Annotated in this window: 21 protein-coding genes and 1 pseudogene; 11 read left to right on the plus strand and 11 right to left on the minus strand. The window is 74.7% G+C overall.

From position 1 onward, the window contains the following. Positions 1 to 49: 49 nt before the first annotated feature. Positions 50 to 1,000 (minus strand): sigma-70 family RNA polymerase sigma factor, encoded by a 951-nt coding sequence (locus OG946_RS26355; protein WP_326798473.1) that lies wholly within the window; start codon positions 998 to 1,000, stop codon positions 50 to 52. A gap of 130 nt (positions 1,001 to 1,130) precedes the next feature. Here OG946_RS26355 and OG946_RS26360 point away from each other — a divergent pair, with 130 nt between their 5' ends. Next, the gene (locus tag OG946_RS26360; RefSeq protein ID WP_326798474.1) at positions 1,131 to 1,901 is read left to right on the plus strand and encodes a methyltransferase domain-containing protein; all 771 of its coding nucleotides are present in this window, start codon (positions 1,131 to 1,133) and stop codon (positions 1,899 to 1,901) included. A 66-nt stretch (positions 1,902 to 1,967) separates the two neighbouring features. Here the strand turns inward: OG946_RS26360 and OG946_RS26365 are convergent, their stop codons facing one another. Beyond that, a complete protein-coding gene (locus OG946_RS26365; protein ID WP_326798475.1) occupies positions 1,968 to 3,197 on the minus strand; it encodes an NAD(P)/FAD-dependent oxidoreductase in 1,230 nt (409 codons plus the stop codon). Positions 3,198 to 3,425: 228 nt separating this feature from the next. Here OG946_RS26365 and OG946_RS26370 point away from each other — a divergent pair, with 228 nt between their 5' ends. Next, entirely contained in the window at positions 3,426 to 4,325 is a 900-nt protein-coding gene (locus OG946_RS26370; protein WP_326798476.1) for an endonuclease/exonuclease/phosphatase family protein, read from the plus strand. A 72-nt stretch (positions 4,326 to 4,397) separates the two neighbouring features. Here the strand turns inward: OG946_RS26370 and OG946_RS26375 are convergent, their stop codons facing one another. Further along, positions 4,398 to 4,796 carry an RNA-binding S4 domain-containing protein gene (locus OG946_RS26375; protein WP_326798477.1) on the minus strand — a complete coding sequence of 133 codons (399 nt, stop codon included), beginning with the start codon at positions 4,794 to 4,796 and terminating at the stop codon, positions 4,398 to 4,400. 64 nt (positions 4,797 to 4,860) lie between these two features. Between OG946_RS26375 and OG946_RS26380 the strand changes: the two genes are divergently transcribed. Beyond that, on the plus strand, positions 4,861 to 5,781 hold the full coding sequence (locus tag OG946_RS26380; RefSeq protein ID WP_326798478.1) for an NADP-dependent oxidoreductase: 921 nt from the start codon (positions 4,861 to 4,863) through the stop codon (positions 5,779 to 5,781). 348 nt (positions 5,782 to 6,129) lie between these two features. Here OG946_RS26380 and OG946_RS26385 read toward each other — a convergent pair whose 3' ends face one another. The 4 genes and pseudogenes from OG946_RS26385 to OG946_RS26400 all read right to left on the minus strand — a co-directional run bounded on the left by OG946_RS26385 (position 6,130) and on the right by OG946_RS26400 (position 10,765). Continuing rightward, positions 6,130 to 7,713 carry a sodium:solute symporter family protein gene (locus OG946_RS26385; protein ID WP_326798479.1) on the minus strand — a complete coding sequence of 528 codons (1,584 nt, stop codon included), beginning with the start codon at positions 7,711 to 7,713 and terminating at the stop codon, positions 6,130 to 6,132. 64 nt (positions 7,714 to 7,777) lie between these two features. After that, positions 7,778 to 8,855: pseudogene (locus OG946_RS26390) on the minus strand (enolase C-terminal domain-like protein). After that, positions 8,855 to 9,784: a 5-dehydro-4-deoxyglucarate dehydratase gene (locus tag OG946_RS26395; protein WP_326798480.1), complete on the minus strand. Its 930-nt coding sequence runs from the start codon at positions 9,782 to 9,784 to the stop codon at positions 8,855 to 8,857. The pseudogene OG946_RS26390 and the gene OG946_RS26395 overlap by 1 nt, the downstream one beginning before the upstream one ends. Before the next feature lie 144 nt (positions 9,785 to 9,928). Continuing rightward, on the minus strand, positions 9,929 to 10,765 hold the full coding sequence (locus OG946_RS26400) for an NAD-dependent epimerase/dehydratase family protein (protein ID WP_326798481.1): 837 nt from the start codon (positions 10,763 to 10,765) through the stop codon (positions 9,929 to 9,931). A gap of 128 nt (positions 10,766 to 10,893) precedes the next feature. On the opposite strand from OG946_RS26400, the gene OG946_RS26405 reads away from it, so the two are divergent. Beyond that, complete coding sequence (locus OG946_RS26405; RefSeq protein WP_326798482.1) at positions 10,894 to 12,114, plus strand: hypothetical protein; 1,221 nt, start codon at positions 10,894 to 10,896, stop codon at positions 12,112 to 12,114. Positions 12,115 to 12,203: 89 nt separating this feature from the next. Here the strand turns inward: OG946_RS26405 and OG946_RS26410 are convergent, their stop codons facing one another. Further along, positions 12,204 to 13,226 (minus strand): zinc-dependent alcohol dehydrogenase, encoded by a 1,023-nt coding sequence (locus OG946_RS26410; RefSeq protein WP_326798483.1) that lies wholly within the window; start codon positions 13,224 to 13,226, stop codon positions 12,204 to 12,206. A gap of 9 nt (positions 13,227 to 13,235) precedes the next feature. Next, a complete protein-coding gene (locus tag OG946_RS26415; RefSeq protein ID WP_326798484.1) occupies positions 13,236 to 14,954 on the minus strand; it encodes an IlvD/Edd family dehydratase in 1,719 nt (572 codons plus the stop codon). Positions 14,955 to 15,051: 97 nt separating this feature from the next. Here OG946_RS26415 and OG946_RS26420 point away from each other — a divergent pair, with 97 nt between their 5' ends. Then, complete coding sequence (locus tag OG946_RS26420; RefSeq protein ID WP_326798485.1) at positions 15,052 to 15,651, plus strand: helix-turn-helix domain-containing protein; 600 nt, start codon at positions 15,052 to 15,054, stop codon at positions 15,649 to 15,651. Positions 15,652 to 15,700: 49 nt separating this feature from the next. After that, entirely contained in the window at positions 15,701 to 16,396 is a 696-nt protein-coding gene (locus OG946_RS26425; protein ID WP_326798486.1) for an aminopeptidase, read from the plus strand. Here the strand turns inward: OG946_RS26425 and OG946_RS26430 are convergent. Next, positions 16,317 to 16,685: a MerR family transcriptional regulator gene (locus OG946_RS26430; protein ID WP_326798487.1), complete on the minus strand. Its 369-nt coding sequence runs from the start codon at positions 16,683 to 16,685 to the stop codon at positions 16,317 to 16,319. The two genes, OG946_RS26425 and OG946_RS26430, sit on opposite strands and share 80 nt — an antisense overlap. A 63-nt stretch (positions 16,686 to 16,748) precedes the next feature. On the opposite strand from OG946_RS26430, the gene OG946_RS26435 reads away from it, so the two are divergent. The 5 genes from OG946_RS26435 (at position 16,749) to OG946_RS26455 (ending at position 22,706) form a co-directional block, all read left to right on the plus strand. Further along, complete coding sequence (locus OG946_RS26435; RefSeq protein ID WP_326798488.1) at positions 16,749 to 17,660, plus strand: NAD(P)-dependent oxidoreductase; 912 nt, start codon at positions 16,749 to 16,751, stop codon at positions 17,658 to 17,660. A gap of 46 nt (positions 17,661 to 17,706) precedes the next feature. Next, a complete protein-coding gene (locus OG946_RS26440; protein ID WP_326798489.1) occupies positions 17,707 to 18,138 on the plus strand; it encodes a PPOX class F420-dependent oxidoreductase in 432 nt (143 codons plus the stop codon). A gap of 203 nt (positions 18,139 to 18,341) precedes the next feature. Beyond that, positions 18,342 to 20,675 carry an MMPL family transporter gene (locus OG946_RS26445; protein ID WP_326798490.1) on the plus strand — a complete coding sequence of 778 codons (2,334 nt, stop codon included), beginning with the start codon at positions 18,342 to 18,344 and terminating at the stop codon, positions 20,673 to 20,675. 97 nt (positions 20,676 to 20,772) lie between these two features. Next, a complete protein-coding gene (locus tag OG946_RS26450) occupies positions 20,773 to 22,038 on the plus strand; it encodes a sensor histidine kinase (protein ID WP_326798491.1) in 1,266 nt (421 codons plus the stop codon). Beyond that, positions 22,035 to 22,706, plus strand: a complete 672-nt coding sequence (locus OG946_RS26455) for a response regulator transcription factor (protein WP_326798492.1) — start codon at positions 22,035 to 22,037, stop codon at positions 22,704 to 22,706. Before OG946_RS26450 ends, OG946_RS26455 begins: the two co-directional genes overlap by 4 nt. 144 nt (positions 22,707 to 22,850) lie before the next feature. On the opposite strand, the gene OG946_RS26460 is transcribed toward OG946_RS26455, so the two are convergent. Further along, positions 22,851 to 23,909 carry an AfsR/SARP family transcriptional regulator gene (locus OG946_RS26460; RefSeq protein WP_326798493.1) on the minus strand — a complete coding sequence of 353 codons (1,059 nt, stop codon included), beginning with the start codon at positions 23,907 to 23,909 and terminating at the stop codon, positions 22,851 to 22,853. Positions 23,910 to 24,523 lie beyond the last annotated feature (614 nt).

Below are 24,523 nucleotides of genomic sequence, written 5' to 3' on the forward strand. Positions count from 1 at the left end.
GCGGTGCCGGCCGGGGGACGCCGGGGCGGCGGGGGCGGCCGGCCCCGGGTCACCAGCTCGTGAGCACCGACGGGCCCGGTTCGTACCGCCGCCAGGCTTCGTTGAGGCGGCCCAGCCTGGACGGGTCGGCGATGCCGCGCACCAGCGCGATCTTCCCGTGGGCGAGGTCGAACGTCACGGCCCCGAAGACCTTGCCGCCGACCGCGAAGAGGATGGCGGGACCGCCGTTCACGTGCGCGGAGTGGACGGCGGGTGTGCCGCCGGCGAAGTGCCGTTTCGCGGCCGAGGGCGCGAAGCCGGCGCGGGCGATGGCGGCGATCCGCTGCGGGGTGTCGTACCGCAGCATGGTCCTGGTCAGGCCGGCGCCGTCGGAGATCGCCGTCGCGTCGTCGGTGAGCAACTCCACCAGCCGCTCCGTACGGCCCGAGGCGGCGGCGGTGAAGAACTCCTCGGCGATCCGCAGGGCGGCCGCAGGATCGACCTCGCCGTGGCGGCGCGTGGCGGTGACGCGGCGGCGGGCCCGGTGCAGGTGCTGCTGGCTGGCGGACTCGGAGACGCCGAGGATCCCGGCGATCTCGGCGTGACCGTAGGAGAAGGTCTCGTGCAGCAGGTAGACGGCCCGCTGGACGGGCGACAGGCGTTCCATGAGGGTCAGCACGGCAAGCGACACCGACTCGCGCTGCTCGAAGGTGTCGGCGGGGCCGAGTACCGGGTCGCCGTCGAGGACCGGTTCCGGCAGCCAGGCGCCGACGCTGCGTTCGCGGCGGGCGCGGGCCGAACGGAGCCGGTCGATGCAGAGGTTGGTGACCACCTTGGTCAGCCACGCCTCCGGCACCTCGATCCGCCGCCGGTCGGCGGCCTGCCAGCGCAGGTACGCGTCCTGCACGGCGTCCTCGGCGTCGGCGGCGGACCCCAGCATCCGGTACGCCAGCGACACCAGCCGGGCCCGGCCGGCCTCGAACAGCCCGGTGTCGAAGCGGTCGGTGGCGGTGCCGTCCATGCGCTCCACCCTAGATCTTCCGTCTCACGGGGCCGGTGCCGCGATCGCGGACAGCGGCCCGCCGGCCGGACTTCGCGGGCCGCCGGCCGCGCTTGACCTCATGCCGACATGAAGTCGCAGCATGGCGTCCATGTCCACGAACCAGGAAGCGGTGGCAGAGCACCGCGACACCGAAGCCCTGCTGGCCGTCATCGACGCCGCGGACCGGATGCCGGGCGCGACCCGGCTGCGGGACCGCTCCTACGCACTGCTGTCCCCCGTCCCGGGCTCGACCGTCGTCGACGTCGGCTGCGGGGCCGGCCGGGCCGTGGCCGAGCTGTCCGAACGCGGCGTCCACGCGGTGGGGGTGGACCCCAGCCCGCGGATGCTCGCCGCGGCCCGGGAGCGGTGGCCCGAGGCCGAGTTCCGGGAGGCGGGGGCGGAGGAGCTGCCGTTCGCCGACGGAAGCGTCCAGGGTTACCGCGCCGACAAGGTCTTCCACGTCCTTCAGGAGCCTGCGCGCGCGGTGGCGGAGGCGCGGCGGGTCCTCCGCCCGGGCGGCAGGATCGTCCTGGTCGGGCAGGACTGGGACGCCATCATGATCGACTCGGACGACGCCGCGCTCACCCGCACGATCGTGCACGCCCGCGCCGACCTCCTGGGCGCGCCCCGCGCCGGCCGCCAGTACCGCGGCATGCTCCTGGCCGGCGGCTTCGCCGACGTCACGGTCGAGGTGCACACCAGCGTGTTCACCGACCCCGCGATGCTGCCGCTCCTCACGAGGCTCGCCGAGCCGGCCTGCGCGAGCGGCGCCGTCGCCCGTGACCGGGCGGACGCGTGGCTCGCGGAACAGCGCCGGCGTGCCGAGACCGGCCGGTTCCTCGTCGCCGTGCCCGTCTTCGTGGCCGCCGCTTCCGCCTGAACCGCCGTCCGGCCACCGGGAGTCGTGCAGGACGTCCGTGGAACCGACGTCCGCCGTCCAGCACATCTAGGCCGCCGCGGGGGTGTTCTCGCCGGTCGCGTCCCACGAGGGATCCGGCGCGGTCCCCGCCGCGGCGGCGAGGCGGCGCCGGTGTGTGGGCAGGCCGTACGTCGGGTGCAGGGTGCCCCACAGCGAGCCGCGGACGATGGCCGCCTTGACTCGCGCGGCCGTCCGGCCGGCCACGTACCCCGGCTTGGCTTCCGCCGCGTCGTCGACGGGCTGCAGGATCCCGTCCCGCCGCCCGAGGCTGATGTGGTTGAACGTGTAGACCAGCTTGGTGTACGCGACCTCGCGCCCGGTCAGGTGGCCCACGATCGCGGCGATCGCCTGCCTGCCGGTGTAGCCGGCGGAACCGCAGGACATCGGCAGCGCCCTGCCGTTGTCGCCGACGGCGCAGACGCTGTCGCCGACGGCGTAGACGTCCGGGTGCGAGACCGACCGCATGGTGCGGTCGACGGCCATCTGCCCGTCGCCGGTGACCTCAAGACCGGCGGCGGCGGCCAGCGGGTCGACCGCGAACCCCCCGGTCCACACGGTGGCGTCGGACGCCACGGCGGTGCCGTCGGTGCACCGCACCCGCGTCGCCTCCACGGCCTCGACCCGGGTGTGCTCCCGGACGGCGATGCCCAGCCGGTCGCAGGCCCGGCCCAGGTGGGCGCGGGCACCGGGGGAGAGCCGGGCGCCCAGCTCGCCGCGGGCGACGAGGGTCACCGACAGCCCTGGCCTGGCCTCGGCGATCTCGGTGGCGGTCTCGATGCCGGTCAGCCCGTCGCCGACGACCAGCACGGCGCCGCCTTCGCCCCGCGTGTCCAGGCCGTCCAGCCGGTCGCGCAGACGCAGCGCGGCGGGCCTGGCGGTGACGTGGAAGGCGTGCTCGGCCACCCCGGGGACGCCGCGGTGGGCGACGCGGCTGCCGAGGGCGTAGACGAGGGTGTCGTAGCGCAGCAGGCCGCCGCCGTCGGCGTCGGCCACGGCGACGATCCGGCCCTCCGGGGCGACGGCGGTGACGCGGGCCACCCGCAGCCGTATCCCCGTGCCCGCGAAGACGTCGGCCAGCCGCGGCGCCGCGATCTCCCCGCCGGCCGCGAGCCGGTGCAGCCGCAGCCGCTGGACGAACTCCGGCACCGCGTTGACCACGGTGATCTCGGTGTCCGCGGGGGACAGCCGGCGGGCCAGGTTCCCGGCCGTGTAGGCGCCGGCGTAGCCGGCGCCGAGGACGACGATGCGGTGCTTCATGTGCGGCTCCCTCTCGGTCTCTCGCTTCGGAACCTGAGCGGGACAGCGCCGCGATTGCTGACAGGAACGGCACGTGATGTGGGTCACAGCTTCTACGGGGCGGGACGCGACCGGGTCCGCAGCCGGGTGATCTTCAGTTCGTATCGCTGACGTGTGCGCGTCACTTCCTTCTCATCTCGCCGCCTGAGACTCTCCCCACGTCGCACCCCCCGAACGGAGAGGTGACCCATGCCCGATTTCCCCCTCACCCGCCGCCGCGCCCTCGGCACCGCGGCCGCCGCCGCCCTCGCCCCGACCGTCGCCGGGCTGACCGAGGCGCGGGCCGACAGCCGCGCGAGCGGCGACGGCGAGGACGAACTGCACGTCATGAGCTTCAACCTCCGCTACGCCTCCGCCACCCCGCCCAACTCCTGGCCCGAGCGCCGCCCTGTGATGCGCGCCCTGCTGCGCACCGAGGAGCCGCACCTCGTCGGCACCCAGGAGGGGCTGTACCCGCAACTGCTCGACATCGCCGCCGACCTCGGCCGCGACCACGCCTGGATCGGCACCGGCCGGAAGGGCGGCAGCAAGGACGAGTTCATGGCGGTGTTCTACGACATCCGCCGGCTGGCCCCGGTCGCGTTCGACCACTACTGGCTCTCCGACGAGCCCTACCTGATCGGCTCCAACACCTGGGGCAACGCCGTGCTGCGGATGGTCACCTGGATCCGCTTCCGGGACCTGGCCACGGGCGGCGAGTTCTACCACGTCAACACCCACCTCGACCACGTCAACCAGCAGGCGCGCGAGCGCTCCGCCGACCTGATCACCAGCCGCTTCGCGGAGTTCGACGCCTCGCTGCCGCGGGTCGTCACCGGCGACTTCAACGTCCCCGCCCACCGCAACCCCGTCTACGACGCGATGCTCGTGGGCGGCGGTCTGGTGGACACCTGGGACGCGGCGGAGCGGCGCAGCGACGCGTACGCCACGTTCCACGGCTACCGGCCGCTGGTGCCGGACGGCGACCGCATCGACTGGATCCTCGTCACGCCGGGCGTGCGGACGCGGTACGCCAAGATCAACACGTACGAGCGCGACGGCCAGTTCCCCAGCGACCACCTGCCGGTGCAGGCGTTCCTGCGGCTCTGACGGCCACGGCGCCGGCGGCCCCGAGGCCGCCGGCGCCAACCGGCTCCCGACCCGGCGGCCCGGCCCTGGCCCCTAGCCCTCGGCCCCGTCCCGCTCCGCGCGGCCGCGCAGGCGTTCCAGTTCGCGGCGGTCGCGCTTCGTCGGGCGGCCCGTGCCGCGGTCGCGGCGGGCTACCGGGGCAGCCATCTCGCGCGGCGGCGGGGGCGGGCTGTGGTCCGCGTAGCACTCGACGGCCACCGGGGCGCCGACGCGCTTGCGCAGCAGTCGCTTGACCACGACGATCCGCTCCCGCCCGGCCAGCCGCACCCGCACCTCGTCGCCGACCCGCAGCGCCTGGGCCGGCTTGACGCGGTCGCCGTTGACGCGGACGTGCCCCGCCTTGCAGGCGGTGGCAGCCGCGGAGCGGGTCTTGGTGAGCCGTACGGACCAGATCCAACTGTCGACCCGTACGGTCCCGTCCTCTCCAGCCATGTCATCGACTCTACGGGCCCGCGCGGAGGGATAATCCCCTCGGAGCGGACCTCGGGAGGAGATCATGAAAGCGATCGTCACGGACGGCTACGGCGGAGCGGAGAATCTGCGGCTCCTGGAGGTGCCCAAGCCCAAGGTCGGCCCCGACCAGGTGCTCGTGCGGGTGAAGGCGGCCGGGGTCAACCCCGTCGACTGGAAGGTCACGGCGGGCGGGCTCGACGGCATGATGTACGTCCACTTCCCCCTCATTCCCGGCTGGGACGCGGCCGGCGTGGTGGAGGAGCTGGGCGCGGACACCCCGGAGTTCGCCGTCGGCGACGAGGTGCTGGGGTACGTGCGCCGGGACGAGGTCGGGCAGGGCACCTACGCGGAGTACGTCGCCGCGCCCGTACGGACCCTGACCCACAAGCCCGCCGCGCTGGGCTGGCAGCAGGCCGCGGCGCTGCCGCTGGCCGGGCTCACCGCGCTGCGCTCGCTGGACCGGGTGGGCGCGGGGGACGGCGAGACGGTGCTCGTCCACGGCGGCGCGGGCGGCGTCGGCTCGCTCGGCGTGCAGCTCGCGGTCCTCCGCGGCGCGCGGGTGATCGCCACCGCCAGCGAGCGCAACCACGACTTCCTCCGCTCGCTGGGCGCCGAGCCCCTGACGTACGGCGAAGGACTCGCCGACCGCGTGCGGGAGCTGGCTCCCGACGGGGTGGACGCGGCGCTGGACTTCGCGGGCGGCGGGGGTGTGCAGGTCTCGCACGACGTGCTGAAGGACCCGGCCCGCTCGGCGTCGATCGCGGACGGCGAGGTGAAGAAGCTCGGCGGGCAGGTGGTGTGGGTCCGCCCGGACGCGGAGGGCCTGGCGCATCTGGCGGGACTCGCGGCGGCGGGCAAGCTGACGGTGCACGTCGAGGCCCTGCCGCTGGCGGAGGCGGCGGAGGCGTTCCGGCGCAGCGAGTCGGGCCGTACGAGGGGCAAGCTGGTCCTGGACGTGCCGTAGGCCGGCGGCTCCCGGGGGGCGGGACCCACGGGGGCGTCGCCCGCGAGTGCCGAGGCCGCCCGCGCATACGGGGCGGGGCCGCGGTGCGGCGAGCGGCCGGCCGCCGGCGCGGGCGGTGCGCCCGCCCGGCCATGGGCGCGGGCGGGCACGGTAGCCGGCGCCGGGAACACAACCCCGGCGCCGCGAGCCGCGCTCGTCCGGCCGTGGCGGTCGCCTGGCGCCTTCGGCGCGGGTGCCGGCGGCGGGGCCCCGCGTACTGCGCTGCCCCGCCCACCACCGCAAGGTGACCCCGTCCCGCCGTCACGGCAACCCCCGCCGCAGGGACGGGGGTTGCCCGCCGCGTACCCCTCAGCGCGAGGTGAGGTCCGCCGTCGGCTCCGGCGGCTGCGTGTCCTTCGCCGCCGCTGCCTCAGCCCCGGACGCGGCGTCCCCGGACGCGGCGCCCGCGGCCGCGGCACCCTCCTCCGGGTCCGAGCCCAGGGAGTCGATCAGCGCGTCCTGCTCCGCCCCGCCCTCGGGCCGCAGCAGCCCGATGCCCACGTACAGCACCAGCGACGTCAGCAGCGGCAGCCCCACGAGCGCCGCCTGCGTGGTGCCGTCCAGCACCCACTTGAGCACCGTCCACAGCCCCAGGCCCCCGGCCCACGACACGATCGCCGCCGTCGGCCCGCAGCGCCGGAACCACGGCAGCATGCCCAGCATCAGCGGGATCGAGATCGGCCCCATCGTCGCCGCCACCAGGTCCACCACCACGTCGAGCACGAAGCCCTCACCGCCGGTCGCGATCGCCAGGATCATGCTCACCGACACGAACGCCACCGTCGTCACCCGCGCGAACGTCAACTGCGCCCGGTCCGTCAACTGCCGTACCCGCGGCACCAGTACGGGCGCCATGTCCCGGGTGATGACCGCCGAGATCACGTTGGAGTCCGAGGCCACCATCGCCATCGTGTGGCAGAAGAACCCGGCCAGCACCAGACCCGTCAGACCGGCCGGCATCAGCTCCTTCGCCAGCTCGATGTACGACTCCTCGCTGTTCTCCAGGCCCGGCACGATCAGCGGCGCCGCGAACATCGGCAGGAAGAGGATGAACGGCCACACCAGCCACAGCCCGCTGGACAGCAGCGCCGAGCGCTTCGCGGCGGAGCCGGACGGCGCGGCCATATAGCGCTGCGCCAGGTTCCACATGCCGCCGTTGTACTCGAAGGTCTTCACCAGCAGGAACGCCAGCACGAGCGTCGTCGTCACCGGCCCGGTGACCGGGTCGTGGTGGCTGTCCGGCAGGTCGTCCCACATCGTCCACAGCGTGTCGATGCCGCCCAGCTCCACCAGCACGGCCACGAACATCACCGCGCCGGCCAGCAGTTGGATGATGAACTGGCTGAAGTCCGTGAGCACGTCCGCCCACAGCCCGCCGACCGCCATGTACGCCATCGTGGCCACGCCGGTGAAGAGGATGCCCCACTCCAGCGGCACGTCCGCGAAGCCCTGGAGCAGCACCGAGATCGCCACCCACTTGGCCGCGATGTCGACGACCTTCAGCAGCGCCCCGCTGTACGCCAGCACCTGCTGCGTCGGCAGGTTGTACCGCTTCGCCAGGTACTCCAGCGGCGAGGCCACGTCGTGCTTCGCGCGCAGCCGCGCCCACCGGGGCGCGAAGAGGAATGCGCCGATCCCGATGCCGAGGCCGATGGTCAGCGCCCACCACACGTACACCGTCAGCCCGTGGTCGTAGGCGACGGCGGCGAACGCGACGAACATCACCGCGCTGTAGCCGGACATGTGGTGCGAGATGCCGGACAGCCACCACGGTATGCGGCCGCCGGTGGTGAAGAAGTCCTTCACGGTGTGGATGCGGTTCTTCGACCACCAGCCGATGCCTACCATCACGCAGAAATAGGCCCCGACCATGATCCAGTCAGCGATGGACATCGCGGCTCCTGCCTGTGTCTTCTCCGATGGGTGGGGGGTGGTGCGCGTGCCGCGTGCCGAGCGCTCACCAACGGGCCCGCGCGGGGGCGAAGCCGGGGTGGAAGCGGCGCATGTACGCGGTGTCGTCGCGGCGCCGGACGCCGCACCTCTCGTACTGCTCGTGCAGCACGGCCAGCGCGTCGCGGTCGAGTTCGACGCCGAGCCCGGGACCCGGCGGCAGCGGTACGGCGCCGCCGGCGAAGGCGAGGGCCCCGGGGGCGATCACGTCCTGACCGTCCTGCCGCACCGTCAGCCAGGGGGTGTGGGTGCCGCAGGAGTGGTCGAGGTTGGGGGTGGCGGCGGCCAGGTGCGTCATCGCGGCGAGGCTGATGCCGAGGTGCGAGTTGGAGTGCATGGACAGGCCGATGCCGAACGTCGCGCAGGGCGCCGCCACCTGCGCGGACTTCAGCAGCCCGCCCCAGTAGTGGTGGTCGAGCAGCAGCACCCCGATGGCGCGGTGCGCGATCGTCGGCGGCAGGTGCGCGTGCGTGACCACGGCCATGTTCGTGGCCAGCGGCATCGGCACCTTCGCCGCGACCTCGGCCATCCCCTCGATGCCGGGGGCCGGGTCCTCCAGGTACTCCAGGTACTCCAGGTACTCCACGGTCCCGGCCAGCTCGGTGCCGACGCGGACGGAAGTCTCCGGCGTCCAGGCGGTGTTGGGGTCGATGCGGACCGGCAGCGCGGGGAAGGCGTCGGTGAGGGCGCGTACCGCCGCGATCTCCTCGTCGGACGGGAAGACCCCGCCCTTGAGCTTCAGCGAGTGGAAGCCGTACTCCTCGACGAGCAGCCGCGCCTGGGCGACGATGCCGTCCGGGTCCAGCGCCGCGCCGAAGCGGTCCTCGGGCGCGTCGGGGTGGCCGGCCCACTTGTAGAAGGGCGTGGTGGTGGCCGGCGTCGGCGCCGGCCAGGGCGCGGGCTGCGGCGCGCAGCCGGTCCAGGTGGGAGGCGTCGCCGTAGCTCTCGCCGAGGCCGCTGAGGCCGTCGTCGGTGACGGCCTCGACGACGCTGCGCAGGGCCCACGGCTCGTGGACGCCGGCGGCGTTGAGCAGCGGCGGGTCGCGGAAGGCGACGGGGGTGACGGTGATCTCGCGTATCCGCATCATCGGCCCGCCCCCGCTGTCTCCAGCCCCGCGGCGACGATCAGCTCCAGCTCGGCGAGGTGCTTGGGGTGCGGGTCGACCAGCGGTGGCCGAACGCCGCCGGTGTCCAGGCCGCGCATCCTGGCGCCGGCCTTGACCAGCGCGACGGCGTAGCCGGGGACTTCGTTGCGCAGGTGGACGAGGGGGATGAAGAAGCCGCTCAGCAGGCGGCGTACGCGCGCGTCGTCGCCCGCGGCCCGCGCGCGGTGGAAGGCGAGGGCCACCTCGGGGACGAAGCAGAAGACGGCGGAGGAGTAGAGCCGGGCGCCCACGGCCGCGTACGCGGCGGCCGAGACCTCGGCGGTGGGCAGCCCGTTGAAGAAGGTGAAGTCCTTCGCGGGCCCTTCGCCGCCGTCGAGCGCGGCGTGCACGGCCGGGATGACGCGCTGCATCAGCTCGATGTCGCCGAGCCCGTCCTTGAAGCCGGTGACCGTGGGGATCCGGGCCAGCTCCGCGGCGCCCGCGGGGGTGAAGCGGGCGTTGTCGCGCTGGTAGACGACCAGCGGCAGGCCGGTCGCGGCGGCGACCTCGCGCACGTACGCGACGAGGCCCGCCTCCGGCGCGGCGACCAGGTACGGCGGCATCAGCAGCACCCCGTCCGCGCCGGCCTCCGCGGCGGCTCTGGCGCACGCGACGGCGTGCGGCAGCGGGCCGCCGGCCCCGGCGAACACCGGCACCCGGCCCGCCGCGGCCGCGACGGCGGTACGGACCACGCGCCGGTGCTCGGCGCCGTCGAGCGCGTGGAACTCGCCGGTGCCGCAGGCGGCGAACACCGCGCCCGCGCCGTTCGCGACGCCGTCGGCGACGTGCCGGGCGAGCACGTCCTCGTGCACCGCGCCGGCGCCGTCGAAGGGGGTGAGGGGGAAGAACAGGACGCCGTCGAGCTGCACCGGAACCTCGATTCATCTATCTGAACGAAAGATATGAATCTGAATTGGTGCCGGAAACGTAGAGGTGGGGGCGACGGCCGTCAAGGGGGTGTACGCGGGTTCCGGCCGCGGGGACCGGGTGCCCCGGGCACGCGAACGCGGGCCTCAGTGGGGCCAGATGGGCGGGTCGGTGCAGAACGGGCCGCCGAGGTTCGCCTGGTCCGGCGCGTCCGGGGAGTCGGGGCCCTGCTCGGCGAGGAGCTTGTCCGCGTACGCCTCGGAGTCGTCCTGCGGCTCGTAGCCGAGCGCCCGCGCCGTGCCGAGGTCCCACCAGGCGCGGGTGTTGGCGGAGCTGCCGTAGACCACGGTGTGGCCGACGTCCGGTGCGCTCAGCGCGGCGTGGAACAGGCGGGCGCCGTCGGCGGGGCTGAGCCAGAGGGAGAGCATGCGCACGCTCGTCGGCTCGGGGAAGCAGGAGCCGATGCGTACGGAGACGGTCTCGATCCCGTGCTTGTCCCAGTAGAACTGCGCCAGGTCCTCGCCGAAGCACTTGGACAGGCCGTAGAAGGTGTCCGGGCGGTGCGCGGCGTCGGTGCCGATCAGCTCGGCGGCGGGCACGCGGCCGGTGCGGCGGGGACGGGGGTGGAAGCCGACGGCGTGGTTGCTGGAGGCGAAGACGACGCGGCGGACGCCCTCTTCGCGGACGGCCTCGTAGAGGTGGTACGTGCCCTCGATGTTGGCCCGCAGCACCTTCTCGAACGTCGACTCCAGCGAGATCCCGGCGAGGTGGAGCACGGCGTCGACGCCGCGGACCGCCTCGCGCAGCGCGCCGCGGTCGGCGAGGTCGGCGGTGACGGCGCGCTCGGGCCCCGGGGTGACGGCGACGCGGTCGAGCAGGCGCAGCTCGTGGCCGTGGGCGGGGAGCAGGCCGCGCATCAGGGTGCCGATGCCGCCGGCGGCGCCGGTGAGCAGGACGGTGCGCGGGGGGCGGTGGGCTGACATCGTGGCTCCTCTTGGTGCGGGGCGTCGGGTGGACGGGGCGGCGGGGAGGCGGTCTTGACGGTGTGTCGGGGCGGCCTTAGCGTGCCAGTTCACCAATATGGACGCCGGGCAGAAATGTGTACACCCTGATGATGACACCTCGTGCTTCGGTCTTTCTGTATCCGTGGGACGTCGTCGGCGACCCCGCCGCCGCGCGCCGGATCGCGGAGTTGGGCGTACGGCAGGTGACGCTCGCCGCCGCCTACCACTCCGTCCGCGCCGTGACCCCCCGCCACCCGCGCCACCGCATCGTCACCGCCCGGCACTCCGCGGTGCTCTACCCGCCAGACGCGCGCCGGTGGGCGGGCCGGGCACTGCGCCCGTACGAGCAGGACTGGGTGGCCGCCGCCGACCCGTTCGGCGAGGCGGCGGAGGCGCTGGCCGGCGCGGGTCTGGAGGTACACAGTTGGGTGGTCCTCGCGCACAACTCCCGGCTGGGCGCGGAGCATCCGGAGACGTCGGTGGTCAACGCGCACGGCGACCGCTACCCGTGGGCGCCCTGCATCGGCCGGCCCGACGTGCGCGACTACCTCGTCCGGCTCGCGGCGGAGGCCGCCACCCGGCCGGGGGCGCGCGGCTGTGAGCTGGAATCGTGCGGGTGGTACGGGCTGGCGCACCTGCACGCGCACGACAAGACCGGCGGGGTGGCCCTGGACGCGGCCGGGCAGTTGCTGATGTCGCTCTGCTTCTGCGACCGCTGCCGCGACGGCTACGCCGCGTACGGCGCGGAACCCGACGACCTGCGGTCGGCGGTCACCGCCGCGCTGCGCCCGTACTGGGACGGCGCCGCCGCCGCGCCGCCGGCCGCGGCAGAGGCGGTGGAGGCGGCGGGCACCTGGGCCCGGATCGTGGGGCTGCTGGGCGCCGAGCGGGCCGCGGCGGTGCTGGGCTGGCGGCGCGCGGCGGCGGCCCGGCTGCAGCGAGAGGCGGTCGCGGCGGTACGGGCCGAGGCCCCGGACTCCGCGTTCCGCGTCCTGCTGCACGCCACCCCGGAGCCGTACGCCTGCGGCGCGAACGCGGGGGTGGACCCGGCGGAGGTGCTGCAGTTCGCGGACGGCCTGGTCCTCCCCTGCACCGGCGGCCCCGCCGCCCGTACGGCGGCCCTGGACCCCTGCGTCCCGCACCGCCGCCCGCACACGACCCTGGCGGCGAACCTCACCGTGGTCTCGGGCATGGGCGGCACCCCGGCGACGCTGGCGGCGGACGCGGCCCACGCGGCGAAACTGGGCGCGGACGAACTCCGGCTGTACCACGCTGGCCTGGCCTCGAACGAGGACCTGACCCGGGTCGCGGAGGCCCTGGGGGCCTGAGGGCCGCGGGCTCCCGCTGGTGATCCAGACGAACGGCGCGTCGCCGTGGACGACGGTCCGGTGCAGGGCAGGGGAGAGGGGTCAGCCGGTCACGGGTCGGCCGGGTCGGCCGGGGTCACGTGCACCTTCGGGCCCGGGCCCGCGTCCGCCGGGCGGGTGCCGGAGAGGGTGGCCGCCACGGCGTCCAGGCCGATCGTCGCCGCGATCAGCGGGCGCGGGTCCACCGAGCCGTCCGCGTACGCGTCGATCGTCGCCGCCAGGCCCGGGGACGCGCTGAGGATGCCCACCGCCGTGGCGTCCTTCAGGGCCAGGGCGCGGGTGTCCAGCAGGCTCGGGGTGCCCGCCAGGCCGATGTAGACCACCGTGCCGCCCGGCTCCACCCACTCCACCGCCCGCGCGGGCAGCGAGTCCGCGTTGGAGGCGTCGATCACCGCCTCGTACGGGACGGAAGGCAGCGACTCCGCCGTCCAGCAGCGGTCGAAGCCCAGGGACGCCGCGAACTCCAGCGTCGCCGGGTCGCGGCCCAGGAGGTGGACCTCCGCGCCCGCCCGGCGGGCGAACATCGCGGCCAGCAGCCCGATCGTGCCGGGTCCCGTGACCAGGACGCGGTCGCCCGGTGCGAGCCGCGCAGCGCGGGCCGCACGCAACGCGTTGCCGCCCGGCTCGACCAGGGCGCCCAGCGCGTCGTCGACCGTGTCCGGCAGGGCGTGCAACGACCGGGCCGGGACCGCCAGTTGCGCCGCCAGCGCGCCCGGGCGGCCGAGGATGCCCACCTCCTGGCGGTCGCCGCACAGGTGCTGCCTGCCGCCCCGGCAGCGGCGGCAGGCGCGGCAGCCCAGCATCGTGTCGCCCGTCACCCGCCGTCCCACCCAGCCCGGGTCCACGCCCGCGCCGACCGCCGCGACCCGCCCCGACCACTCGTGCCCGGGGCGTACGGGGAACCGCGAGCGGCCGTCGCGGAGATACTGCAACTCGCCCGCGTACAGCTCCACATCCGTCCCGCACAGACCCACGCGCGCGACGTCCACCACCGCCTCGCCCGGTCCGGCCACCGGCGGCTCGACGTCCACGACGCCCGCCTGCCCGGGGCCGTGCAGCACGAACGCCCTCAAGGCAGGACCTCAGTGCGACTCACGGCTCACCTCGGGACCCGAGGAGCCGACCAGGAAGTCCAGGTCCGCGCCGGTGTCCGCGCCCTGCACGTGGTCCACGTACAGCCGCTCCCACCCGCGCCGCGGCGCCGCGTAGCCCGCCACCGTCGCCGCGTTCGGCGTCCGCGCGGCCAGCTCGGCGTCCGGTACGTCCAGCGTGAGGCTGCGCCCGGGCACGTCCAGGCTGATGAAGTCGCCGCTGCGGACGAGCGCCAGCGGCCCGCCCGCCGCAGCCTCCGGCGCGACGTGCAGCACCACCGTCCCGTACGCCGTGCCGCTCATCCGCCCGTCGCAGACCCGCACCATGTCGCGTACGCCCTGCTCCAGCAGCTTGCGCGGCAGCGGCATGTTGGAGACCTCCGGCATCCCGGGGTAGCCGCGAGGGCCGCAGCCGCGCAGCACGAGCACCGAGTCGGCGTCGACGTCGAGGTCCGGGGCGTCGATGCGGGCGTGGAAGTCCTCGATGCTGTCGAAGACGACCGCGCGCCCGCGGTGCCGCAGCAACTCGGGCGAGGCGGCGGCGGGTTTGATGACGGCGCCGGACGGGGCGAGGTTGCCGCGGAGCACGGCGATGCCGGCGCTGGGCTGCAGCGGCGCGTCGCGGGTGCGGACGACCTCGGGGTCCCAGATGCGCGCGTCGGCGAGGTGGTCCACGAGCGGGCGTCCTGTGACGGTGAGCGCGGCCGGGTCGAGCAGGTCGCGCACCTCGTTCAGCACGGCCGCCAGGCCGCCCGCGCGGTACAGGTCGTCCATCAGGAACCGCCCGGCCGGCAGCAGGTCGACCAGCAGCGGTACGTCCGCGCCGACACGGTCGAAGTCGTCGAGCGTCAGCTCCACGCCCAGGCGGCCGGCGAGGGCGAGGAGGTGCACGACGGCGTTGGTGGAGCCGCCGGTGGCGGCGAGCGCGACGATCGCGTTGCGGAACGAGGCGGCGGTGACGATCCGCGACGGGGTACGCCCCTCCCGTACCAGCTCGACCGACAGCTTCCCCGACTCGTGCGCCGCCTCCAGCAGCCGGCTGTCGGGCGCGGGCGTGCCGGCCAGGCCGGGGAGGACCATGCCCAGCGCCTCGGCGAGTACGGCCATGGTGGAGGCCGTGCCCATGGTGTTGCAGTGCCCGCGGCTGCGGATCATCGACGACTCGGAGCGGGTGAACTCCTGCTGGGACATCTTGCCCGCGCGCACTTCCTCGCTCAGCCGCCACACGTCGGTGCCGCAGCCCAGCGGCGTGCCGCGGAACGTGCCGGTGAGCATCGGCCCGCCGGGGACGACGAGCGCGGGCAGGTCCACCGAGGCGGCGGCCATGAGCAGCGCGGGGATGGTCTTGTCGCAGCCGCCGAGGAGCACCAGGCCGTCGACCGGGTTGGCGCGGAACATCTCCTCCGCCGCCATCGCCGCCATGTTGCGCCACAGCATCGCCGTGGGGCGCACCTGGGTCTCGCCGAGCGAGACCACCGGGAGTTCGAGGGGGATGCCGCCGGCCTCGTGCACGCCGTCGCGTACGGAGCGGGCGACCTCGGTGAGGTGGGAGTTGCAGGGGGTCAGGTCGGAGGCCGTGTTGGCGATCGCGATGTGGGGCCGGCCGGAGAACGCGTCGTGCGGCAGACCGCGGCGCATCCACGCGCGGTGTATGTACGCGTTCCGGTCCGTACCCCCGTACCACTCGGCGCTCCGCAGCTCGGCAGCCATACACCGTCCTTCTGGTGGCAGGGGCGAACTCCCGCACAGTAAACGGTTGCTCGCGCGCTGCCTACCCGTCGGCGGCGGCCCGGCCTATTATCCCAACATGTCTTGGGAAAAGGACGCACCGCTCGTGCCGCTGCGCGCGCTGGCCAACCCGCTGCGTATCCGCATCGTCTCGCTGCTCACGGGCGCGCCGATGTCGGCGACGGAGGTGGCGGAGGAGCTGGGCATCGCGCACGGCTCGGCGAGCTACCACCTGCGGCGGCTGACGGCCGCGGGCTTCCTGCGGCGGGCGGACGGCGCACCCGGCGCCGAGTCCGGCGGCGCGGCCAGGCGCGGACAGCCGCCCAAGCGGTACGAGTACGACCCGGACAGCGCCCGGCGCCCGGACCGCTCGCGCGACTCCGAACTGCTGCTGGAGGCGCTCTTCACCGATCTGCGCCGCCGCGCCGCCGCGGGCCGGCAGGTCACCAGCGCCGACGCGGAGGTCTGGCTGCCGCGCGAGACCTGGGCGGAGGTCCGCGCGCTGACGGAGCGTGCCGTACGCCTCGTCCACGACAAGGCGGGACCGCCGCGGACCGGTGACGGCGTCCACGTCAGCTTCACCGCGATGCTGCTCGAACTCGGCGGCGAGTCCGGCGAGTCCGGCGAGTCCGGCGACCCGGGCGGCCAGCCTGGCAAACCCGGCGGCGAGCGCGGCTGATTCCCACCCCCGTACGTACGTGTCGCATCCCCGGCCCACAGGAGTCCTCATGGACCCGTCCGCGCACGCCTCGCCCGCCTCCCGCTACCGCCTCCAGCGCGACGACCTCGTCCGCTGGACCGTCATCGGCTGCCCCACCCGCGCCTGGGCCCGCGCCGTCTTCGGCGAGGACGACGTGTCCCGGCTCCGGGGGCACCTCAAGCACTTCCTGCGGCTCGACCGCCCCGACCCGGCCGCCGCCTGGCGGGAGCGGCTGGCCGAGCTGAAGGCCCGGGCGGTCCGGCTCGACGGACTGGGCCTGGACGCCGTGCACTTCGAGGGCCCCGGCACCGACCTGACCATCGGGCTGATCCCGGGCGGCCGCTGGGACGCGGTGGGCTTCGACAGCGCCGACGGGCGCCGGTTCGTCGCCAACCTGCCGTCGGAGGAGGTCTACACGACGCCGGACCACCGCCGGGTCGAGGGCACGGTGCGGGCCACCCGGCCGCTCGCGCTGGCCGGCACGGTCGTCACCGGCCTGGAGCTGACCTTCACCGCCGGGCGCGTCAGCGAGGTGCGGGCGAGCAGCGGCGCGGACGTCGTACGGGCCCACCAGGCGGCCGACCGCGGCGGCGCGCGGGCCCGCCCGTGGGCGTACGGGCGCTTCCGAGGCGGCCTACGGGCCCTCAGATGTACTGCGCGACCCGCCGCTCGGCGGCGTGCAGGTACTCGCTCAGCGCCTCGCGGGAGCGGTGGAGCGTGGTGATGTGCGCGTTGAGCCCGTCCAGCCGGTCGCGGAACTTGTCGATCAGCTCGGGGCAGGGCTCGAAGTCCGGTCCGGTGCCGGTGGCGCAGGGCAGGAGCCAGGCGATGTCCGGGGTGGACAGGCCGGCGTCGAGCAGCCGCCGGATCTGGGTGACGGTGAGCACGGCGTCGTCCGTGTACTCCCGGTAGCCGTTGCCGGAGCGCTCGGGCTTCAGCAGGCCCTGGGCCTCGTAGTAGCGCAACTGATGCGCGTTGACGCCGGTGCGCCGGCTCAGCTCCCCGATCCGCATGCGCGCTCCTCCCCGCCCTCCGGGCTTGACCTTCATACCGGTGTGAACGTTGACCATTCTTCCATGACGACCGACACGCACGCCGAAACCGCCTCCGCCCCCGTCGCCGTCCTCGGCCTCGGGCTGATGGGGCACGCCCTCGCCGCCGCCCTGCTGCGCGCCGGCCACCCCACCACCGTCTGGAACCGCACCGCCGCCAAGGCCGACGACCTCGTCGCCGCGGGCGCCGTACGCGCGGAAACCCCCGCCGCGGCCGTCGCCGCCGCCCCGCTCGTGATCGCCTGCGTCACCGACTACGACGCGCTGCACACCTTCCTCGACCCCGTCGACCCCGCCGCCCTCGGCGGCCGGACCCTGGTCAACCTCACCACCGGAACCTCCGCGCAGGCCCGCGACACCGCGGCGTGGGCCGCCGGGCGCGGGGTGACGTACCTCGACGGCGCGATCATGGCCACCCCGCAGGGCATCGGCAGCGCGGAGACCGCCATCGCCGTGAGCGGCCCGCGCGACGCGTACGACCGCCACACGCCCGCGCTGCGCAGCCTGGCCGGCGACACCCCGTACCTCGGCGCGGACCAGGGGCTCACCTCGCTGTACGAGATGGCGATGGTCGGCGTGATGTGGAGCCTGCTCAACGGCTGGCTGCAGGGCGCCGCGCTGGTCGGCACGGCGGGCGTGTCCGCGGCCGAGTTCACGGCCGTCGCGGCGAAGGGCCTCCCGGCCGTCCTCGACTGGCTCCCGGGCTACGCGAAGCAGATCGACACCGGCACCTTCCCGCCGGACGACGCCACGCTGGACACCCACCGGGTGTCGATGGCACACCTCGTTCAGGAGAGCGAATCCCTCGGCGTGAACGCGGAGTTCCCGGCGCTGATCAAGTCCCTCGCCGACCGCGCCGCCGCGGCGGGACACGGTGGCGAGGGATACCCGGTGATGATCGGGGAGTTCCGCCGTCCGGCGGCGCGGCCCGAGTGACGCCCCCGCCGGAATACCACCGACAGACCAGGACTTGGCAACGGACATGACCACGACCCCGTACGACCCCCGCGCGCTGCTGGCGGAGAGCCGGCTCGGCGTGCTGGCCACGATCAAGAAGGACGGCCGCCCGCAGCTCTCGCCCGTCATGCCCTTCTACGACCCGGACACCGGCGTCCTGTACGTCTCGATGACCGAGGGCCGCGCGAAGACCGCGAACCTGCGCCGCGACGCGCGCGCCGCGCTGGAGGTCACCGCCCGCGACGGCCGCTCCTGGGCCACCGCCGAGGGCACCGCGACCCTCGTCGGCCCCGGCACCGACCCGCGGGGCCCGGAGGTCGAGGCGCTGGTGGACTACTACCGCGCCGCGGCGGGGGAGCACCCCGACTGGGACGAGTACCGCGCGGTGATGGTCTCCGACCGCCGGGTGCTGATGAAGATGGCCGTGGACCACGTCTACGGCGAACGGATCGGCTGACCCGCGCGCGTACACCGGGGTGACGGGCGGCCGACCGTCACCCCGTCCGCCTCCGCGGGCGTCATCCCCGCGGCGGAGGGGGAGCGGCGGCGTACTTGCTTTTCAGTACGCGGAAGTGCCGTACGGGCGACGACGACGGCGCGGGGTCCCCGGGGAAACGCTGGAGGGGTTCGTCGAGACCCCAGAAGCGGAGACCCCTTCCCATGGCGACCTTCCTGTACCGGCTCGGCCGGTTCGCCTTCCGCCGGCGCCTGCCCGTGGCGCTGCTGTGGGCGGCCGTCCTCGGCGCGGCGTTCCTCGGCGCGACGAGCGCCGGAGACCCGCCCGACGACTCCTCCTCGATGCCCGGGATCGAGGCGCAGCACGCGTACGACCTCATCGGCGAGCGCTTCCCGGGCGCCGCGGCCGACGGGGCGGACGCCCGGGTCGTCTTCGTCGCGCCCGGGGGCGAGAAGATCACCGGGGGTACGGGCCGCGCGGCGGTCGACGCCTTCGTCGCGGACGTGGCCGACGCCCCGCAGGTCGCCGCGGCGGAGAACCCCTTCGACGGGCAGGGCGTCAGCGACGACGGGACGACGGCGTACGCCACCGTCACCTACGAGGTCGCGGAGGACGACGTCGGCGAGGCGGCCAGGGCGGCGCTCGACGACGCCGTCGAGGAGGCGCGCGACGCGGGGCTGACCGTCGAGGCGGGCGGCAGCGCGGTGGAGTCCGGGGAATCGGCGGGCCTCGGGGAGGTCGTCGGCATCGCGGTGGCCGCGGTGGTGCTGCTCGTCACCTTCGGCTCGCTGGCCGCCGCCGGGCTGCCGCTGATCACCGCGGTCGTCGGCATCGGCGTCAGCATGTGCTCGATCCTGGCCCTGGGCAGCGCGCTCGGGCTGTCCTCGACGGTCGGCGAGCTGGCGATGATGCTCGGGATCGCGGTCGGCATCGACTACTCGCTCTTCGTCGTCTCCCGCTACCGCGAGGAACGGGCCGCAGGACACGAGCCGCGCGAGGCGGCCGGGCGGGCGACGGGCACGGCGGGGTCCGCGGTGGTGTTCGCGGGGCTGACCGTGGTCATCGCGCTGGCCGGGCTGTCGGTCATCGGGGTGCCGATGCTGACGAAGATGGGGCTGGGCGCGGCGGGGGCGGTGCTGGTGGGGGTGCTGGTCGCGCTGACGCTGGTGCCGGCGCTGCTGGGGTGGTGGCCGGACGCGGTGCTGGCGCGGGGGGACCGCAAGCGGCGCAGGAGCGGGGATGCCGCGGGCGGTACGAGCCCTGGGGACGCCGGTCTCGCGGACGGTGGCCCTGCGGGCGGTACGAGTCCTGCGGACCGCAAGCGCCCTGCGGGTCGTACGCGCTCCGCGGACCGGACGAGCCCTGCGGCCCGTACGGCCCTCGGCGTCCGCTGGGCCCGCTTCGTCCTGCGCCGGCCCGTCCCCGTCCTCCTCGCCACCGTCGCCGGGCTCGGCCTCCTCGCCGTACCCGCCGCCGACCTGCGTCTCGGCATGCCGGGCGACGAGGCCAAGCCCACCTCCACCACCGAGCGCCGCGCCTACGACGCCCTCGCCGCCGGCTTCGGCCCCGGCTTCAACGGCCCCCTCACCGTCGTCGTCGACGCCCGCGGCGCCGCCGACCCGCGGGCCGCCGTCGCCGGGGTGGCCGCGACGCTGGACGCCACCGACGGCGTCGTCTCCGTCTCCCCGCCGCGCTTCGACGAGGCAGGCGAGACCGCCGTGCTCTCCGCCACCCCCGCCACGGCGCCCACCAGCGAACGCACCAAGGACCTCGTCCACGACATCCGCGGGCAGCGCGCCGCGACCGAGGCCGCCACCGGCGCCACGTACGAGGTCACCGGCGCCACCGCGCTCAACATCGACGTCGGGCAGAAGCTCCAGGACGCCCTGATCCCGTATCTGGCGACCATCATCGGCCTGGCGTTCCTGCTGCTCCTGCTGGTCTTCCGTTCCGTGCTCGTGCCGCTGAAGGCCGCGCTCGGGTTCCTGCTGTCGGTGCTCGCCGCGCTCGGCGCCGTCGTCACCGTCTTCCAGCAGGGGCATCTGGCGGGCCTGTTCGGCATCGAGCAGACCGGGCCCATCATGAGCATGATGCCGATCTTCCTGGTGGGCATCGTCTTCGGCCTGGCCATGGACTACCAGGTCTTCCTCGTCTCCCGGATGCGCGAGGCGTACGTGCACGGGGAGGACGCCCGCGCGGCCGTCGTCAGCGGCTTCGGGCACAGCGCCCGGGTGGTCGCGGTGGCCGCGGTGATCATGATGGCGGTCTTCGCCGGGTTCATGACCGGCGGCGAGCAGGTCATCAGGATGATCGGCTTCGGGCTCGCCGTCGCCGTCCTCTTCGACGCCGTCGTCGTCCGCATGGCGTTCGTGCCCGCCGTGCTGGCACTGCTCGGCAAGCGCGCCTGGTGGCTGCCCGCCTGGCTGGACCGGCTGCTGCCGCGCGTGGACGTGGAGGGCGAGGCGCTGGGCCGCGGGACGCCGGGACCGCGGCCGGTCCCGGACGGCGGGGCGGGCCACGACCTGACGCGCGTCTGACGCGCCGCGCCGTAGGGTCGGCTGCCCGCACCACGGGTGCGGCGGCCGGCCCCTGGCGCGTACGACCACGAGCCGGTCCACCCGAGGGGAGGACACCGTGTTCCCCACCTGGTCGCGGTTCACCGACCGCCACCCCCGCCTCGTCGAGGCGGCCCTGCTGCTGCTGGTGCTCGCCATCACCAGCCGGCAGCACGCCGACTCCGGCCCCGGCCTGGCCGCCGCGCTGCCCCTCGTGGTCGCCGCCGTGGTCCCGCTGCCGTGGCGCCGTCGCCACGCAGGGCCGGCCGTCGTCGCCACCGCGGTGTGCGCCGCCGTCTCCGTGGGCCTGGGCTACAGGCTCTCGCTGGCGCTGATGGCGCCGACGCTCGTCGCGCTGTACGAGCTGGCAGTACGCGCTCCGCAGCGGACCGTCTACGCCTACTACGCCCTCGTCCTCGCCATGGTCGTCCCCGTCGCGCTGCTCGCCGAGAACGAGGAGCAGGACTGGGCCGAGGAGTCGGTCGGCCCCGTCTTCTGGCTGCTGCTGCCGGTGCTCGCGGGCATCGCGGTCCAGGCGCGGCGGGCGTACCTCGACGCCGTGCACCTGCGCGCCGAGCACGCCGAGCGCACCCGCGAGGAGGAGGCCCGCCGCCGGGTCGCGGAGGAGCGCGTACGCATCGCCCGCGAGCTGCACGATGTCGTCGCCCACCGCATGGCGCTCGCGCACGCCCAGGCCGGCACCGCCGCCCGGCTGGCGCGCACCCGGCCGGACCAGGCCGAGGAGATCCTCGGCGAGCTGACCGGCACGACGTCGGCGGCCCTGCGCGAACTCCAGGCCACCGTCGGGCTGCTGCGCCAGCCCGGCGACCTGGAGGGACCGGAAGGACCCGGCGGACCGGACCGGCCCGGCGGCTCCGGGGAGCCGCTGGAGCCGGCGCCCGGCCTGGACCGGCTGCCGGAGCTGGTCGCCGCGTTCGCCTCCGCCGGGCTGCCCGTCGGCGTCGCCGCCGAGGGCGCGCAGCGGCCGTTGCCGCCGGGGCTCGACCTCACCGCGTACCGGATCGTGCAGGAGGCGCTGACGAACGTCGCCAAGCACGCGGGCGCGGGCTCGGCCCGGGTGCGGCTCGCGTACGCGCACGACCGGCTGACCGTCAGCGTCAGCGACGACGGCGGCGCGGGCCGGCCGCCACCGCCGCCGGGCGGCGGCTTCGGGCTGATCGGGATGCGCGAGCGCGCCCGCACCGCGGGCGGCAGCCTGCGCGCGGGCCCGCGGCCGGACGGCGGCTTCACGGTGACCGCGGAACTGCCCCTGCCCGTACGGCAGGAGGCCCCCGTGCCCCCGACGCCCGAGCAGACCACCGAGCCCTCCGGAGAGCCCCGATGACCGTCCGCGTCCTCCTCGCCGACGGCCAGGCCCTGCTGCGGGCGACGTTCCGGATGCTCATCGACTCGTACCCCGATCTGGAGGTCGTCGCCGAGGCCGCCGAGGGCGGCGAGGCCGTCGAACTCACCCGCGTGCACCGCCCGGACGTCGTCGTCATGGACATCCGCATGCCCGGCACCGACGGCCTCGCCGCGACCGAGGCGATCTGCGCGGACCCGGAGCTGGCGGAGGTGCGCGTGCTCGTCCTCACCACGTTCCAGACCGACGAGCACGTGGCCCGCGCGCTGCGCGTCGGTGCCGCCGGGTTCCTCGGCAAGGACGCTTCCGCGGACGAACTCGTCGACGGCATCCGCACGGTCGCCGCCGGCGACGCGCTGCTCTCGTCGGCCGCCACCCGCGCGCTCATCGCCCGCTTCCTCGCCACCCCCCAGCCGGGCACCGCCCGGGCCGTACCGGAGGACCTTGCGGTGCTCACCGCCCGGGAGCGCGAGGTGACGGCGCTGGTGGCGCAGGGGAGGTCCAACGCCGAGATCGCCGCGGAGCTGGTCGTCAGCCCGCTGACCGTGCGCACCCACGTGCAGCGCGCGAAGACCAAGCTGGCCGCCCGCGACGGTGCCCAACTCGTCGTCCTCGCCTACCAGTCGGGGCTGGTGCAGCCCCCGGAGTGAGGCGCGGGACGCGGCGCGGGCACGGCCGGCGCGACGGGTCAGGGAAAGAAGAAAGCGGCCCGGGGAGTCCCTCCCCGGGCCGCTTCGGCATTTCGGACACTGTGCGGATGCCCGAGCACACCAAGAGATCGCGATGCGGCGATCTCACGCACCACCGCCCGGGCGCGGCCGCCAGTCGAGCGCGGGCGCATGGTTGAGGATCTCGTTCTCCAAGTGCTGCAGCGCGGGCCGGGGATCGATCCCCAGCTCCTCCGCCAGCCTGCGCTGGTTGGTGCGCAGCACGGCGAGGGCGTCGGCCTGCCGGCCGGCCCGGTAGAGCGCCAGGCTCAGCAGCTCGCAGCCGTACTCACGCAGCGGGTGCGCCTGCGTGAACGCCTCCAGCTCCGCCACGGCCATCTCGTGGGCGCCCACCGCGAGCAGCGCGGCGCACCGCCCCTCGATGACCGACAGCCGCAGCTCCTCCAGCCGGGCGACCTCGGGCCGTACGTAGGTGGTGTCGGCCACCTCCGCGTACGCCTGACCCCGCCACAGCATGAGACCGGCTTCTAATTCACGCAGCGCCTCCTGGGGCTTGCCCCTGTCCAGGGCCTCCCAGCCGGCCCCGGCGCGCTCGCTGAACCGGTGCACGTCGACCTCGACGACGTGGTTGTCCAGCAGGTAGCCGCGACCGTAGGTGCGGAGCACGGTCGCGGGGGTGCGCGGGGCGCGGTTGGGTTCCAGGACGCGGCGCAGGTTGGCCACGTACGCCTGCAGTGACGTGATCGCCGAGGGGGGCGGATTGCCGGTCCACAGCTCCTCGACGATGACGTCGACCGCCACCGGCTGGCCGACCTTGCTGACCAGCAGGGCGAGTAGCGCGCGTTGCTTCGGGGCGCCCAGGTCCAGCAGCCGGCCGTCGACCACGGCCTCGATGGGGCCGAGTGCCCGGAACTCCGCCATGGGCCGGGACGGGTCGGGGGTCATGGCCGGCTGCGCGGCGCCCCAGCGGATCGGGCGCGGCGGCGCCGGGGGCGCGGACGGCGGCGCCTCCGGCAGGGTCGGCCCGCTGGGCGTTCCGACGACGAGGGCGGACGGAGTGGATTCGAGTTCGAGATCGAGTTCCTTGGCGAAATACACCTTCAATATCTCGTTGGCGCGGCGGAGTTCCTGAACCTCACGCTCCAGCTCCGCGATGCGCCGCGCATCTCCGGTGCCTGTTCCCATACGCTGCCCGCCCTCCGAATGGGACTGGCAGCTTCCACCCGATCCAGCGCCGATAACCATCGTGTCGACGTTGGTTCTGTCGTTCGTCATCTCTGAACTCCCAACATCTCACCGCCTTTTCCGGGGCGCCTGGCCAGGGCCGGGTGTCGGCCTGGCCGGCTGCCGGCCGTACCGCCAAGCAGTATCCGGTCACCGTACGTTCCGTGCGGTGTACGCGAGTGGTGCTGCGCGGCGCTCCGAGGAGCGCTCCCGCACCGCGGCATGACAGCGGACCGCCCGTGGGGCGGCGCGGGGGGTGTGCGCTGCCGGGTCACGAGGCGGTCCGCAGAGACGACGTGCGCCGCGTCGGAGAGCGTAGGCGCCGAATGGATTTGCTGCAGAAAAGCAGCAATCTCAACTGGAGATTCGCGAAATTCGACCTTTGCCGGATGTGGCGGCCAGGAGTTCTCAAGCTGGCCGCGTGGCCAGTGGCCTGGATCCGGACCTGCGTCGATCATTAGCATTTCTGCTGCCCCCGTGTTTGTTGTCCAGTCCCCCGAGACTGGCCGGGGGTCAGCGTAGCCGTGAACGCTAATCCAGTCAAGGCCCGGCAATGCCGACCGCGGTTTTACGCG

The organism is Streptomyces sp. NBC_01808 (assembly GCF_035917395.1).
Classification (GTDB): Bacteria; Actinomycetota; Actinomycetes; order Streptomycetales; family Streptomycetaceae; genus Streptomyces.

Bases quoted from the DNA above. Each gene is read 5' to 3' on its own strand.
- OG946_RS26355 (WP_326798473.1), bottom strand. From the start codon at position 1,000: ATGGACGGCACCGCCACCGACCGCTTCGACACCGGGCTGTTCGAGGCC.
- OG946_RS26360 (WP_326798474.1), top strand. From the start codon at position 1,131: ATGTCCACGAACCAGGAAGCGGTGGCAGAGCACCGCGACACCGAAGCC.
- OG946_RS26365 (WP_326798475.1), bottom strand. From the start codon at position 3,197: ATGAAGCACCGCATCGTCGTCCTCGGCGCCGGCTACGCCGGCGCCTAC.
- OG946_RS26370 (WP_326798476.1), top strand. From the start codon at position 3,426: ATGCCCGATTTCCCCCTCACCCGCCGCCGCGCCCTCGGCACCGCGGCC.
- OG946_RS26375 (WP_326798477.1), bottom strand. From the start codon at position 4,796: ATGGCTGGAGAGGACGGGACCGTACGGGTCGACAGTTGGATCTGGTCC.
- OG946_RS26380 (WP_326798478.1), top strand. From the start codon at position 4,861: ATGAAAGCGATCGTCACGGACGGCTACGGCGGAGCGGAGAATCTGCGG.
- OG946_RS26385 (WP_326798479.1), bottom strand. From the start codon at position 7,713: ATGTCCATCGCTGACTGGATCATGGTCGGGGCCTATTTCTGCGTGATG.
- OG946_RS26400 (WP_326798481.1), bottom strand. From the start codon at position 10,765: ATGTCAGCCCACCGCCCCCCGCGCACCGTCCTGCTCACCGGCGCCGCC.
- OG946_RS26405 (WP_326798482.1), top strand. From the start codon at position 10,894: ATGATGACACCTCGTGCTTCGGTCTTTCTGTATCCGTGGGACGTCGTC.
- OG946_RS26415 (WP_326798484.1), bottom strand. From the start codon at position 14,954: ATGGCTGCCGAGCTGCGGAGCGCCGAGTGGTACGGGGGTACGGACCGG.
- OG946_RS26420 (WP_326798485.1), top strand. From the start codon at position 15,052: ATGTCTTGGGAAAAGGACGCACCGCTCGTGCCGCTGCGCGCGCTGGCC.
- OG946_RS26425 (WP_326798486.1), top strand. From the start codon at position 15,701: ATGGACCCGTCCGCGCACGCCTCGCCCGCCTCCCGCTACCGCCTCCAG.
- OG946_RS26430 (WP_326798487.1), bottom strand. From the start codon at position 16,685: ATGCGGATCGGGGAGCTGAGCCGGCGCACCGGCGTCAACGCGCATCAG.
- OG946_RS26435 (WP_326798488.1), top strand. From the start codon at position 16,749: ATGACGACCGACACGCACGCCGAAACCGCCTCCGCCCCCGTCGCCGTC.
- OG946_RS26440 (WP_326798489.1), top strand. From the start codon at position 17,707: ATGACCACGACCCCGTACGACCCCCGCGCGCTGCTGGCGGAGAGCCGG.
- OG946_RS26445 (WP_326798490.1), top strand. From the start codon at position 18,342: ATGGCGACCTTCCTGTACCGGCTCGGCCGGTTCGCCTTCCGCCGGCGC.
- OG946_RS26455 (WP_326798492.1), top strand. From the start codon at position 22,035: ATGACCGTCCGCGTCCTCCTCGCCGACGGCCAGGCCCTGCTGCGGGCG.
- OG946_RS26460 (WP_326798493.1), bottom strand. From the start codon at position 23,909: ATGGGAACAGGCACCGGAGATGCGCGGCGCATCGCGGAGCTGGAGCGT.